Consider the following 15,063-nt stretch of genomic DNA (forward strand, 5'->3'; position numbering starts at 1 on the left):
CGAGAGAAAGAAGAGTTAAAACCATAGAAGAGAGAAGTGACGAAAAATGAATGAGCAAAAACTTGAATTGTACGATCACGTCATGCCTGCACTAGAAAGTAAAAAGAGCGAGTTTCATGTTTATCAATACACATCAGTCACTGAAGCAGATATTTGGAATTATTGTATGAAGAAAAAATGGAAAAATAAAGACGTGAAAGAAATGCGCATTTATGAAATAGTGAATGACATTTTATCTACTTCACCAGCTAAATATATGACACATACGCAAATCGAAGAATCTCGAACTTCTAATTGGTTTTCACAGTTAAATCAAGACGAACTACAAGTCCTACTACAAAACAACATCAATGAAGGTCAACAGATTCAACGAAGTACTGATTTGGAAGAACTTTAAGTCGATTTGACACCAGGCTTGACGTGTTTCATAATAACCATGTTGCGCTTTTTTTCGGAAGTGGTAATTTTAGGTTACCATTTGACAAGTTGAGGAGGAAGTTTACATATGAAAACTAGAGGCCGGATTATCGCATTTTTATTACTCATCGTAGTATTTGCGGCTTCCATTAGTACAACAGCTGAAGGAATTGTTAAGGATATTAAATTAGGATTAGATTTACAGGGTGGATTCGAAGTTTTATATGAGGTTCAATCTTTAAAAGATGGTCAGAAAATTTCAGAAGATGTATTAGCGGATACCGCTACAGCTCTTTTAAATCGTATTAACGTCTTGGGTGTTAGTGAACCGGTTATCCAGGTCGAAGGTGAAGATCGTATTCGTGTGCAACTTGCAGGCGTTGAGGATCAAGAGTCTGCTCGCGAATTACTCTCTACACAAGCGAATTTAACTTTCCGTGATGTGGAAGACAAATTAATGTTAGATGGATCAGATCTAAAAGAGGGTGGCGCAAAAGCAACTTTTGATGAGCAAGGACGCCCAATGGTTACACTGGAATTAAAAGATCCATCTAAGTTTGCTGATGTCACACAAGAAATTAGTCAAAAGCCACTCGGCACAAATTTACTTGTCATTTGGTTGGATTTTGAAGAAGGTGTAGATTCATTCAGCGAAGAAATGACAAAAGAAGATCCAAAATTCGTTTCTAGTCCTACAGTAGATGAAAGAATCAATTCTAATAGTGTCCAAATTTCTGGATCATTTACTGTTGACGAAACGAAAGATTTAGCCGGTGTATTAAATGCAGGTGCATTACCTGTAAAATTAGTAGAAATTTACTCCACATCAGTAGGTGCACAGTTTGGTGAACAAGCATTGACATCTACTGTTACAGCAGGAATTATTGGTATTGCGATTGTATTCCTATTTATGGTTATGTATTATCGACTACCTGGATTAGTTGCAATGATTACTTTATCAATTTATGTCTTCTTAATTCTTCTAGTATTTGATTTAATTAACGGTGTCTTAACTTTGCCAGGCATAGCAGCTATCGTTCTAGGGGTTGGTATGGCAGTAGATGCTAATATCATAACTTATGAACGAATAAAAGAAGAATTACGAGTTGGGAAGTCAGTTAAAGCATCATTTAAAACAGGTGCTAGTTCATCGTTCTCAGCAATATTTGATGCCAATATTACTTCTTTAATAGCAGCTGCAGTATTATTCTATTTTGGTACAAGCTCAGTTAAAGGGTTTGCCTTAATGCTCATCATCAGTATTCTAGCCAGCTTCATAACAGCTGTTTGGGGTTCTCGATTATTATTAGGTCTCCTTGTAAATAGCGGAATGTTTGATGGAAAACCATGGTTATTTGGTGTCAATAAAGCATCGATTCATCCAATTGAAGAAGAATTTGATACACTTGATTTGCCAACGAAATTCGACCGTTTTGATTTCGTAAATGCACGTAAAAAATTCTTTACTGCCTCTATTGTATTCATTGCAATTGGTGCAATTTTATTGGGTGTTTTTAAACTAAATTTAGGGATCGACTTCTCTAGTGGTACCCGAGTAGAAATTTTATCTGAAGACTCATTATCGAAAGATGAATTATCAACTTACTTAGAATCAATTGACTATCCATCTGAAGATATTGTCATCTCAGGTGATAATAAAGAAATCGGTGTCATTCGATACAAAGATGATTTTGGTCAAGATGAAATTAATAATATGAAACGAACCATTTCCGAGGAGTATGGTACAGAGCCAAGTATTAGCACAGTATCTCCAACAGTTGGAGAAGAACTAGCGAAAAATGCAGTCTACGCATTAATAATTGCTGCTATTGGTATAATCATTTACACGGCAATTCGTTTCGAGTGGAGAATGGGTGTAGCGGCGATTGTATCGTTAATGCATGATGCGTTCTTCATGATTGCAATCTTTAGTGTATTCCGTATAGAAGTTGATATTACATTTATCGCCGCAATCTTAACAATTGTCGGATATTCTATTAACGATACAATTGTTACTTTTGACCGTATTCGTGAAAATATGAAACGTTCAAGAAAAGTTGAAAGTGAAGAAGATTTGGCTTTGATTGTTAATAAATCTTTACGCCAGACTCTTGGACGATCAGTTAATACTGTATTAACGGTCGTAATTGTTGTAACTGCTCTATTAATCTTTGGTGCAGATTCAATCCGTAATTTCTCTTTAGCCTTATTAATAGGATTAATTGCAGGAACCTATTCATCAATTTTTATCGCTGCACAGTTGTGGTTTGTATTAAAGAAACGTGAACTGAAAAAAGTAGGTACAATTGATGTAGAAGCAGAAGAGAAAAAATGGGGTTCAGATGAGCCTGTTGTTTAAATAAAACATGTCAATTTGATTAATAAAAGATGGGACAGGGTATAGGGAACTATACTTTGTTCCATTTTTTGTGGCTTAAGTTGTATACTAGGTTAAAGAAGGGGATGTTAGAAAATGAAATTTCAATGGTCATTATTAATTGGACTAATTTTTGCAGTAATTATTGCCGTATTTGCCGTTGTAAATGTTGAAACAGTCCCAGTAAATTATGTTTTCGGGAATGCAGAGTGGCCGTTAATTTTAGTGATTTTAGGATCAGCACTTTTAGGAGCGCTTCTTAGTGGTTCAGTTGCTATTTTCCGTTCATTCGTTCTCCAAAGAAGAGTGAAGCACTTAGAAAAAGAAGTAACATCAAAGGAATCATTAATTGCCACACAACAAAATGAAATTAGTACGTTGCAAAAAAATGAACCTGTGCGTTATCAAGACGCAGAACCAGTTGGTTACCAAGACTCAAAACCAGCAGCAGATCAAAATACAACAATCTAATAAACGTTAAATTGACCAACAAACAAACCTGTTTGTTGGTTTTTTTCTGTTGATTGGGATGTAGCGTCTCCGAGGGAATAGCACGAATTGTAGACCCTGGACTGAGCTTTGCGAAGGAAGCGTCCGCAGTAATGTAAATCAACATTTTTTTATTTGTCTTTAGTTTAAAAGCAATAAACTAATTTAATTGGTGATTTTTTCTGTAAAAAATAAGTTGCATGAATTCAAACGTTGCTTGAAAAGTCTTTCCCATGTTCAGACGCTTAATTGCTCTTTTATTTTTATTTTTCTGTATAATGGTGACTTGAGGATGTGAAGAGAATGCTAGACTCCAAGAAAAGATGGCAGATCGAAGATACTGATCCAACGATCGTTGAATTACTAAAAAAAGAATTAAATATACCCACAGTTTCTGCAAAATTATTGGCTTCTCGCGGATATTCAAATATTGAACAAACTCGTTCATTTTTAAAAATGGATGAGAGCACTATGCATGATCCTTTTTTGTTACATGACATGGACGTAGCGGTGAAACGTATAAAATCTGCAATTGCCCATGAAGAAAATATTCTTATTTATGGAGATTACGATGCAGATGGCGTGACGAGTACAAGCGTAATGATGAGCGTACTCCAATCATTAGAAGCAAATGTAGCATTTGCTATACCAAATCGTTTTACTGATGGCTACGGTCCAAGTGAGCGTCTTTTTAAACAAGCTTACGAAGATGGAATCGATTTGATTATTACTGTTGATAATGGAATCTCAGGTATTGAAGAAATCAAATTAGCAAAAGAACTAGGTATGGATGTCATTATTACGGATCACCATGAACCTGGAGACATTCTTCCTCCAGCTGATGCGATCATCCATCCAAGACATCCTAAAGGGAATTATCCATTCGGCGAATTAGCTGGAGTTGGAGTAGCCTTTAAATTAGCACACGCACTATTAGGATCTATCCCTAAAGAGTTATTTGAATTAGTGGCGATCGGAACGGTTGCTGATTTAGTTCCTTTAAAGAATGAGAACAGATATTTTGTGAAACAAGGTCTTCATCACATGCGCAAATCAGTCAGACCTGCTATTCAAGCATTATGTCAAATTTCTGGAATTGAACAACAAAATATAACAGAAGAAACAATTGGTTTTATGTTCGGTCCACGAATAAATGCTCTTGGACGTTTAGCGGATGCAGGCCCTGGAGTTGATTTGTTTTTAGCAACTAATACAGCAGATGCTCAATTGATTGCAAAAGAACTGGATGCTTATAATAAAGAACGTCAAAGTATCGTAAGTAAAATGACAGAAGAAGCTATTGCGTTGGTTGAATCAGGAGAAATCGGACTTAACCCACACGTAATTGTAGTTGCGAAAGAAGGATGGAATCCGGGAGTTGTCGGAATCGTCGCTTCCAAATTAGTTGAAAAATATTATAGACCAACGCTAGTACTAGGACTTGATTCTGAAAAAGGAATCGCAAAAGGCTCTGCAAGAAGCATAGAAGGTTTTCATTTATACGATGAACTATCTAAAAATCGTGATATCCTTCCACATTTTGGTGGTCATCCAATGGCGGCTGGTATGACTCTTGCTTTTGATCAAGTAAATGAACTCCGACAAAGATTGAACAAACAGGGTGAAGAAATTTTAACTGAAGAAGATTTAATTCCTATTCAAAAAATTGATATTAAGCTTAAAATGGATGAAATTGATATTGATTCAATCGAGGCTTTAAAAGAGTTAGGTCCATTTGGAATGGACTTCCCGAAACCCGTATATTGTATTGAAGATGTAAATGTGGCTTCTATGCGAAAAATTGGGGCTAACCAAAATCATGTGAAATTAGAAATTGAGGATGATTCAACGATTTTGGATGCAGTAGGTTTTGGTCAAGGTCATTTAGTGGATGAGTTAACTTCTGGCGTTCGTGTTTCATTTGTAGGTGATTTACAAATTAATGAATGGAATGGACGAAAAAAGCCACAATTTATGATAAATGATGTACAAACAAAAGAGTGGCAGCTTTTTGATATTCGAGGTATTAGACAAACGAATAGGTGGATTCACTTAATTCAAAAAGAGGAAACTTTATTTATAGCATTTGATCAGAAAACAATTAAGCATTTTGAAACTGTTCTAAACCAACCTATTCTCCATGTGAAAGAAGATACTATATTTACGGAACACAAACCGTACATTGCTTTATTAGATATTCCGATTGATGAACAGCTTCTCGAAAAGGTTTTAAGAATGCTTGAACCAAAAAGAATTTACGCTCATTTTTACGTTCCAGAATCAAAATATTTTGAAGGAATACCAAATCGAGATCACTTTAAGTGGTTTTACGGATTCTTACTTAAACGTAAATCTTTTGACTTACAATTACATGCTGAAGAATTGGCAAAACATAAAGGTTGGAGTCAAGAAACATTATTTTTTATGGCACAGGTGTTTTTTGAACTTGGATTTGTTAGAATAGACAATGGACGAATTGACATACTTGAAGGTCAAGTGAAACGAGATCTTGTTGAATCTGTAGCATACCAATCACGCGCAGCACAAATAGAGCTTGAACAAAAGTTGTTATATGCGCCTTATATGGAGTTGAAACAGTGGTTTGACTCGAGACTCGTCAAACAGACAGTTTCCTGAGGAGGAGCAATGATGGATTTAAAGCAATATGTAACAATAGTAGAAGATTGGCCAAAAAAGGGCATTCGATTTAAAGATATCTCTACAATTATGGATAACGGGAAAGCATATAAATATGCAACCGATCAAATTGTAAAATATGCAAAAACAATAGATGCAGATATGATTGCAGGACCTGAAGCTCGTGGGTTTATCATTGGATGTCCAGTTGCATATGCGATGGAACTTGGGTTTGCCCCAGTTCGAAAAGAAGGAAAGCTGCCAAGAGAAGTTATTCGTGAAGAATATGACCTTGAGTACGGTACTAACGTTCTTACAATGCACAAAGACTCAATTAAGCCTGGTCAACGAGTCTTAATCGTCGATGATTTATTAGCAACAGGAGGAACTGTTGAAGCAACAATCAAAATGATTGAACAAATGGGTGGAATTGTAGCAGGTTGTGCATTCTTAATAGAATTAACTTATTTAGATGGCCGTGAGAAGCTAAAAGGTTATGATATTTGTACATTAATGCAATACTAAGAGGACGGACTTTACAAGTCCTCCTTTTTTTTTATACAATAGTGATTATATATACATTTTTAAAAACGAATGGAGTCAGGTGAGTCGACATGGCGAAAGACCAAGTAATGACAGCTGAAGAAGTTTTCGCAATTGTCGCTACGTATATGAATGACAATAACGTAGAATTTGTCAAAAAATCTTATAAGGTGGCTGAGTATGCACATCGTGAGCAATTTAGAAAATCTGGTGAACCTTATATCATTCATCCGATTCAAGTTGCCGGTATATTAGCTCAACTACAAATGGACCCTGCAACAGTTGCTGCAGGTTTTTTACATGATGTCGTAGAAGATACGGAAGTGACGCGCGAAGTCATTGTTCATGAATTTAATGAAGAAGTAGCCATGCTGGTTGAAGGTGTAACGAAACTAAGTAAAATTAAATACATGTCTAAGGAAGAACAGCAAGCAGAAAATCATCGTAAAATGTTTGTTGCAATGGCACAGGACATTCGTGTGATTCTAATTAAGCTCGCAGACCGTTTACATAATATGAGAACGCTAAAATTCCAACCGGTGGAAAAACAACGAATTAAAGCGAGCGAAACACTTGAAATTTTTGCTCCACTTGCACACCGTCTTGGTATCTCGACGATTAAATGGGAGCTAGAAGATATATCATTGCGTTATTTAAATCCACAACAATATTATCGCATTGTCAATCTGATGAAACGCAAACGTAACGAACGTGAAGAATATTTAAATGATGTAATGGAAGATATTAAAGATCAATTATCTGACGTGGAAATTGAAGCGGATTTATATGGTCGTCCAAAACATATTTATAGCATTTATAAAAAAATGGTTATTCAAAACAAACAATTTAATGAGATTTATGATCTATTGGCTGTTCGTATAACGGTCGAAAGTATAAAAGACTGTTACGCAGTGCTTGGTATTATTCACACGTTGTGGAAGCCGATGCCCGGCAGATTCAAAGATTATATCGCTATGCCAAAGCAAAATCTTTATCAATCCTTACACACGACAGTCATTGGACCTCAAGGAGATCCATTAGAAGTGCAAATTCGTACAGAAGAAATGCATCGTATCGCGGAATACGGGGTTGCAGCTCATTGGGCTTATAAAGAAGGAAAAACAATAGATGTTAATAGTAAATCAGTAGATTCTAAATTAACGTGGTTCCGTGAAATTTTAGAATTTCAAAATGAATCTTCTAATGCTGAAGAATTCATGGAATCCTTAAAGTTCGATTTATTTTCTGATATGGTGTACGTCTTCTCTCCAAAAGGGGATGTAATGGAATTACCTGCAGGTTCCGTTCCAATTGATTTTGCCTACCGAGTTCACTCTGAAATTGGAAATAAAACCATTGGAGCCAAACTAAACGGTAAAATGGTTCCTCTTGATACCAAGTTAAATACAGGAGATATTATTGAAATTTTAACATCGAAACAATCATTTGGACCAAGTCGAGACTGGCTGAAAATCACTCAGAGCTCGCAAGCGAAACATAAAATTAAGCAGTTCTTTAAAAAGCAACTGCGAGAGGAAAATGTTCATAAAGGCCGCGAAATGATTGAAAAAGAAATAAAATCCCAGGACTTTGATATTAAAGAAGTGCTATCGAATGAAAATATTAAGCGTGTCTGTGAAAAATTCAACTTTACGAGTGAAGATGACCTGTTTTCTGCGGTTGGATTTAACGGAATTACTGCTCAACAAGTGGTTAATCGATTAGCTGAAAAAATGCGCAAAATTCGCGATCAAGAAGTAGCTCTTGAAAAAATAACGCAAGAAATGAAATCGCCGACTATTCGAAAATCGACTGACTCAGGAGTAGTTGTTAAAGGAATTGATAATTTACTCATTCGTCTTTCAAGATGCTGTAGTCCAGTTCCAGGCGATGAAATTGTTGGTTTCATTACAAAAGGTCGTGGTGTCTCTGTTCACCGTGCAGATTGTCCAAATGTTCAAGATGAACATTCAAATGAACGTATTATTGATGTTGAATGGGAACAAGAACTAACAATCGGCCGTAAGGAATATCAAGTAGATATTGAAGTATCCGCCTTTGATCGACCCGGTTTATTAAACGAAGTTATGCAGGTTGTAAATGAAGCAAAAACAAATATAGTCGCTGTAAGTGGGAAAGCAGATAAAGATAAAATTGCTACGATCAATATGACGATTATGATTACAAATATTGCGCATTTACACAAAATAGTTGAACGTATTAAGTCAATTCCAGATATTTATTCTGTACAACGTATGACGAATTGAGGTTTTAATGTATGAGAGTCATCTTGCAAAGAAGTCTAGAGGCAAAAGTGGAAGTTGACGGTGCAATCACTGGTCAAATAAATTATGGATTCGTATTACTTGTTGGAATAACTCACGAAGATACGGAAGCTGATGCTAAATATGTAGCTGACAAGGTAGTGAATCTAAGATTGTTTGAGGATGAGGAAGGGAAGATGAACCACTCCATTCTAGAAAAAGGTGGTTCAATTTTGTCAGTATCCCAATTCACTCTATACGGTGACACGAAAAAGGGTAGAAGGCCAAGTTTTTCTCTGGCAGCTAAACCAGATTATGCACAACCGCTTTATGAAATGTTTAACGAAGAGTTACGTTCAAATGGCGTTCAAGTTGAAACAGGTGTATTTGGCGCTATGATGAATGTTTCTTTAGTCAATGATGGACCTGTCACTTTAATTGTTGAATCACCAGCTAAATAAAAAAAGAACCTCTACCATACCTGATTGTTTATCAGATAATTGGTAGAGGTTTTTTGATAAGCTTCGAAACATGAAAGTTCTTAGCAAAGTGAAAGTTAAATAAGCTGACCGCTAAACGAAAGAACTCTAAATCCGTAAGGCTCAATCGTGATTTCCTTAGATTCAGGCATTTGTAGTGTTGAATTGTTCCATACATCTCGAACTTTCTGATCCTCTATATTGAACGGTAAAATATACAACTCTGACTCGTTGGTTGGATTTATTAAAACCACAACATTTTTAGTGGAAGTATATTTACGATAAACAACTAATTTCGTCAGATTATGATTAAGGAACTGGAATGTTCCTTCATTTGCTAATAATTTTTCGGAACTTCTTAAAGTAATTAATTTTTTGACGTGATTGAACAAATCTAAATCTTGCTTAGTAGAATCCCACTCCATACACTTTCGACAACCAGGATCCTTACCACCGGTCATTCCAATCTCATCTCCATAATACATACAAGGGGAACCCATAAACGTATATAAAAGGGTATAAATCAATTTAACTCGTTTGCTATCTTCTTGGCATTCAGTCAAGATACGAGATGTATCATGACTTCCTACAAGATTAAATGTTGTATCTAATACTCTCTCCGGATAACTTTGTATCACGGTAGTCATTGAATCCATAAATTCTTGTGATGTAATGGTTTGAGAAGCTAAAAGCTTCTGAACATTACTCGTAAACGGATAATTCATGACAGCGTCAAACTGATCTCCTAATAACCAAGGCATAGAGTCATGCCAAACTTCTCCTAAAATATATAGGTCGGATTTTTCTGCTCTTACTGCTGTTCGGAACTCTCTCCAAAATTGATGATCTACTTCATTCGCGACATCTAAACGCCATCCATCAATGTCAAACTCTTTAATCCAATAAGTAGCTACATCAAGTAAATATTTTTTGACATCCGAATTTTGAGTATTTAACTTCGGCATAGATTCGACAAAAGCGAATGTTTCGTAATTTGGTCGATCTCCACCTTGTAAAGGAAGATCATGTGGATAAAACCAATCTACATAAGGTGATTGTGCACCATTCTTTAACACGTCTTGAAATGGTTCGAAAAAATATCCGCTATGATTGAAGACAGCGTCCAACATGATTTTAATCCCTCGTTGATGACAGGCATTTACTAATCGCTTTAAATCATCTTTTGTTCCAAACTGTGGGTCGATTTCAAAGTAGTCACTTGTATCATATTTATGATTCGATTTTGCTTTAAATATAGGTGTAAAGTAAACTCCGTTAATCCCTAAATCTACTAAGTAATCAAGTTTTTGCAATACCCCTTCAAAATCTCCGCCAAAAAAGTTCGAAGGTGTAGGTTCTACTTCACCCCAAACAAGAGTGTCTGAAGGATTTATCGAAGGGTTGCCATTGTTGAACCGATCCGGAAAAATTTGATACCAAGTTGTATCTTTTACCCATGTAGGGGCATCAAATAATTCTGATGCATGGACATATGGGAAACAAAAATAATAGTCACAATCGTAAAGTACTTCTGGAAAGAATCCTTTTTCTGTATATAAATAAGATTCTTGTTGGTTTTTTAATTCAAAACCATAGCGAATTCTTCGGTGAGGAGGGGTGATTTTGCATTCCCAATAATCAAAAATAGAATCGCTAGCACTTAGGTACATGTCTGTTTTATCTACTACCCATTTTCCTTCCTCCCAAATATAGGGGTCTCCATGAATTAAAACAATCTCTTCAACATCATTTTTCTTTGTTCGAATGCGTATACCTAAAGTAGATTCATCCACCAAAAATGAAAAATTCATTCCAGGTCGGTGAAAAATAGCCGCTTGCTCCATATGTAACACTTCCTTATCTTTTAGTGCACTGCACCTTTTCAATCAAACTTTGATACAGAATAACAAAATCAACATTTGAATACAATCATTCTAAAAGAATTAAAGATAGGGGAGACAAGCAGTGAATTGTATAAAAATAGAAATAGGATCCATTCAATTTAAAAATAATTGTTGTAATAAATAAATTAATCTTTATAATTAAAATTACATTTGTGCAACCGCTTTCACATTTTCAAGTTTTGTCTTGCTTAAAGATATTAACCTGATTTGACTACTAGTTTTGTGTCAATTTCTTTTTGTGCAACCGGTTGTATAAATCCAAAAAAATATAAATAGAGTATAGGAGGGTCATGATGAAAAAGAGTTTATTATTAATGATGCTTATTCTTTTATTAGGCTTTGTTGCAGCTTGTGCTCCAGACCGCGAAGAAGGTACGGATACTAAAGACGGCGACAATGGTACTGCATCTGAAGAGCCAAAACCTGAGAAATTAGTGATTTGGGAAGATGTTGACAAGTCTAAAGATTGGTTACCAGCTGCTATCGCTTCTTTTGAAGAAGAATACGGTATTACAGTTGAATTCCAAGAATTAAACATGGCTGACAAAATTCGTGACCAATTACGTTTAGATGGTCCTGCTGGAAACGCTCCAGATGTTGTAACACTTCCACATGACCAAATCGGTCAAGTAGTTACTGAGGGTCTTATTCGTGAAATCGAAGTTGAAGATTCAGTATTAGAAACTTACAGTGAGTCATCAATTACAGCTCAAATGTATGATGGAAAACTTTACGGTCTTCCAAAAGCTACTGAAACTCCAGTTTTAATCTATAACAAAGCATTGATGGAAGAAGCACCAAAAACGATGGATGAGTTATATGCTTTCTCTAAAGATTTCACTAAAGGTGAAAACTATGGTTTCTTAGCATTATGGGATAACTTCTACTTCGCTCACGGTCCACTAGCTGGTATGGGTGGATATGTATTCAATGAAACAGCTGATGGTTTAGATCGCGATGATTTAGGCTTAAACAATGAAGGCGCAGTTGAAGGTGCTGCTTACATTCGAAAATGGTACTCTGAAGGATTATTCCCTAAAGGTATCATTGGTGAAAGTGGCGGAGCTGCAATGGACGGATTATTTAACGAAGGCAAAGTTGCTGCAGTTATGAACGGACCATGGGCTTTCCAAGGTATGCGCGATGCTGGTATTGATATTGGTGTAGCACCAATGCCAACACTTCCAAATGGTGATCCAGTTAAGACATTCATGGGTGTTAAAGGATGGCATGTAACTGAGTTCTCTGAAAACCCTTACTGGGCAACTAAGTTAATCGAACATTTATCAAATGACGAAAACTCTAAAGCTCGTTTTGAAGCAGTAGCTGAAATCCCAGCTAACGTTGCGTTAGTTGAAGATCCAATTATTGCTGACAATGAAGGCGCTAAAGCAGTTGCTCTTCAATCACAAGATGCAGTTCCAATGCCTAATATCCCGGAAATGGGAGAAGTTTGGGGCCCAATGGCTTCAGCACTTCAAACTTTAGCAACAGGAAAAGCACAACCACAAGCTGCTTTAGATGAAGCGGTTAAATCGATTCAAACAAATATCGAAACAAATCACCCAGCTAAATAATAAGCAGGTGAAAAAAGTGTCGGGCGGTACCTTCTTTTTGAAGGTATTGCCCATCCTTTTATTAACAAAGTTTTATTAACATAATCTGTATGAAATACATACCGTTAGATTTTGTATCATTTCTTATTAATAAAAGCTTAAACTTTTAAAAACTTAATGTTTATTGCAATGAATAATGGTACGGTAGTACCTGAACAAATACTTTCTCCTATTATGAAAGGGGAGGCAGAGAACCTATGGAAGAAACAAAAAAGATCACTAATCATGGAAGAAATGCTGCACTACTTTCCATTATTCCTGGATTTGGGCAGTTTTATAATAAACAGTTTGTAAAAGGATTCATTTTCCTTATTTTAGCGATGTCGTTTGCCTTTACTTTTTACGATGTCCTACCAGTTGGATTTTGGGGACTATTCACTCTAGGTGAAATCCCTAGACTGGATCATTCTGTGTTTTTATTAATCGATGGAATCATTGCATTGATTATTACGATTATGGGCTTAGGAATTTTTGCACTTAATATTTATGATGCTCGAAATAATGGTAAGAAACGTGATGCAGGACTCGAATTAAATTCAGTTCGTCAGCAGTATCACAATTTAATTGATAATGGATTCCCTTATCTAATGATTACACCAGGATTCTTCTTATTAATTTTTGTTGTTATTTTCCCAATCCTTTTCGTACTTTTACTAGCATTTACAAACTATGATTTATATCATTCGCCGCCAGCTAAGTTAGTTGACTGGGTAGGTTTCCAAAACTTCATTGATATCTTCAAATTGGATATATGGAGAACAACATTCTTCGCAGTACTTGCGTGGACAATTGTTTGGACATTTGGTGCAACGACTTTACAGGTAGCTTTAGGGATTTTCTTAGCTATTCTTGTAAACCAAAAAGATTTAAAAGGAAAAGCCATCATACGAACAATGATGATTTTACCTTGGGCAGTGCCATCATTCATTACCATTTTGATATTCTCAGGAATGTTTAATGAATCCTTTGGGGTAATAAATAAGACCTTGCTTCCATTTTTAGGAATGGAACCTCAACCTTGGATGACCAATGAAGTGTGGACTCGATTCGCTTTAATCATGATTCAAACATGGTTAGGATTCCCGTTCATTTTTGCTATGACAACCGGTGTTCTTCAATCAATTCCAGAAGAACTTTATGAAGCGGCAACAGTTGATGGGGCTACAATCATGCAGAAGTTCTTTAACATTACGTTGCCTTTAGTATTGTTTGCGACTGCACCGATATTGATAACACAGTATACATTTAACTTTAATAACTTTAATGTAATCTTCCTCTTTAATGGAGGAGGACCCGCACTTCCGAGCCAAAATGCAGGAGGAACGGATATACTTATCTCTTGGATTTACCGACTCACGATGACGAGTGCTCAATATGGTAAGGCTGCAGCTGTTACCATGATCCTTTCTTTAATTGTAATTACTGTTGCACTATGGCAGTTTAAACGCACGAAATCTTTCCAAGAGGAGGATATGATGTAACATGAGCAATAAACAAAACAAAATTATCCGACTCACACTTTCTTATATTGTTATATTAGCAATGATCTTCATCGTGGTTTATCCACTTCTATGGGTTATTGGATCATCTCTAAATCCAGGACAAAGTTTGTCTGGTTCAAAAATGTTTCCTGAAAATCCTACATTGATCCACTATCAATTCTTATTTGACTTAGAGAAGTCAAATTATCTTTTATGGTATTGGAATTCTATGAAAATCAGTATCACCACTATGATACTTTCAGTCATTTCTGTAGCATTTACTGCGTATGCCTTTTCACGATATCGCTTCATTGGCCGTAAAAATGGCTTAATGACATTCTTGATCCTGCAAATGATTCCAAACTTTGCAGCTTTAATCGCGATATTTGTATTAGCAAATCGTACTGGTTTATTAGATACACATATTGGTTTGATTTTAGTTTACGTAGGCGGACAAATTCCAATGAACACTTGGTTAATGAAGGGGTACTTGGATACCATTCCAAAAGAGTTGGATGAATCAGCGAAAATGGATGGGGCGGGTCACTTCCGGATCTTCTTCCAAATTGTTATGCCTTTAGCAAAACCAATTCTTGCAGTAGTAGCATTGTTTTCATTCATCGCTCCACTAGGTGATTTCATCTTAGCTCGAATTCTACTTCGTTCTGAAAAGAATTTCACTCTAGCAGTTGGCTTGTATGAACTAGTAGCTAAGCAATTTGGAAATGAGTTCACTAAATTTGCGGCTGGTGCAGTATTAGTAGCAATTCCGATTGCATTATTGTTCTTAATGTTCCAAAAATATTTCGTTTCTGGCTTAACTGCAGGTGGAACGAAAGGATAATAATTAAAATGA

11 protein-coding genes are annotated in these 15,063 nt (G+C 35.9%); 10 read left to right on the plus strand and 1 reads right to left on the minus strand.

Features of this window, described 5'->3' with window-relative positions; all coding sequences use genetic code 11:
* Positions 1–46 precede the first annotated feature (46 nt).
* From ACHUE4_RS02095 to dtd, 7 genes are all read left to right on the plus strand, one after another.
* Positions 47–397, plus strand: coding sequence for a post-transcriptional regulator (locus ACHUE4_RS02095; protein WP_394187632.1), 351 nt, complete (start codon positions 47–49; stop codon positions 395–397).
* Positions 398–505: 108 nt separating this feature from the next.
* Complete coding sequence (gene secDF / locus ACHUE4_RS02100) at positions 506–2,776, plus strand: protein translocase subunit SecDF (protein ID WP_394187633.1); 2,271 nt, start codon at positions 506–508, stop codon at positions 2,774–2,776.
* 114 nt (positions 2,777–2,890) lie between these two features.
* Complete coding sequence (locus ACHUE4_RS02105; RefSeq protein ID WP_394187634.1) at positions 2,891–3,265, plus strand: LapA family protein; 375 nt, start codon at positions 2,891–2,893, stop codon at positions 3,263–3,265.
* Between the two features lie 321 nt (positions 3,266–3,586).
* Entirely contained in the window at positions 3,587–5,920 is a 2,334-nt protein-coding gene (recJ, locus tag ACHUE4_RS02110) for a single-stranded-DNA-specific exonuclease RecJ (protein WP_394187635.1), read from the plus strand.
* Positions 5,921–5,932: 12 nt separating this feature from the next.
* On the plus strand, positions 5,933–6,445 hold the full coding sequence (locus tag ACHUE4_RS02115; protein WP_394187636.1) for an adenine phosphoribosyltransferase: 513 nt from the start codon (positions 5,933–5,935) through the stop codon (positions 6,443–6,445).
* A gap of 89 nt (positions 6,446–6,534) precedes the next feature.
* Positions 6,535–8,730 (plus strand): RelA/SpoT family protein, encoded by a 2,196-nt coding sequence (locus ACHUE4_RS02120; RefSeq protein WP_394187637.1) that lies wholly within the window; start codon positions 6,535–6,537, stop codon positions 8,728–8,730.
* Positions 8,731–8,741: 11 nt separating this feature from the next.
* Entirely contained in the window at positions 8,742–9,188 is a 447-nt protein-coding gene (gene dtd, locus ACHUE4_RS02125) for a D-aminoacyl-tRNA deacylase (protein WP_394187638.1), read from the plus strand.
* Positions 9,189–9,283: 95 nt separating this feature from the next.
* Here the strand turns inward: dtd and ACHUE4_RS02130 are convergent, their stop codons facing one another.
* On the minus strand, positions 9,284–11,050 hold the full coding sequence (locus tag ACHUE4_RS02130; RefSeq protein ID WP_394187639.1) for a glycoside hydrolase family 13 protein: 1,767 nt from the start codon (positions 11,048–11,050) through the stop codon (positions 9,284–9,286).
* A gap of 353 nt (positions 11,051–11,403) precedes the next feature.
* On the opposite strand from ACHUE4_RS02130, the gene ACHUE4_RS02135 reads away from it, so the two are divergent.
* The 3 genes from ACHUE4_RS02135 (at position 11,404) to ACHUE4_RS02145 (ending at position 15,051) form a co-directional block, all read left to right on the plus strand.
* Positions 11,404–12,687 (plus strand): extracellular solute-binding protein, encoded by a 1,284-nt coding sequence (locus ACHUE4_RS02135; protein ID WP_394187640.1) that lies wholly within the window; start codon positions 11,404–11,406, stop codon positions 12,685–12,687.
* A 236-nt stretch (positions 12,688–12,923) separates the two neighbouring features.
* Positions 12,924–14,207 carry a carbohydrate ABC transporter permease gene (locus ACHUE4_RS02140; RefSeq protein WP_394187641.1) on the plus strand — a complete coding sequence of 428 codons (1,284 nt, stop codon included), beginning with the start codon at positions 12,924–12,926 and terminating at the stop codon, positions 14,205–14,207.
* Between the two features lies 1 nt (position 14,208).
* Complete coding sequence (locus ACHUE4_RS02145) at positions 14,209–15,051, plus strand: sugar ABC transporter permease (protein WP_394187642.1); 843 nt, start codon at positions 14,209–14,211, stop codon at positions 15,049–15,051.
* Positions 15,052–15,063: the final 12 nt, after the last annotated feature.

This window comes from Paenisporosarcina quisquiliarum (genome assembly GCF_043641925.1).
Taxonomy (GTDB): Bacteria; Bacillota; Bacilli; order Bacillales_A; family Planococcaceae; genus Paenisporosarcina; species Paenisporosarcina quisquiliarum_A.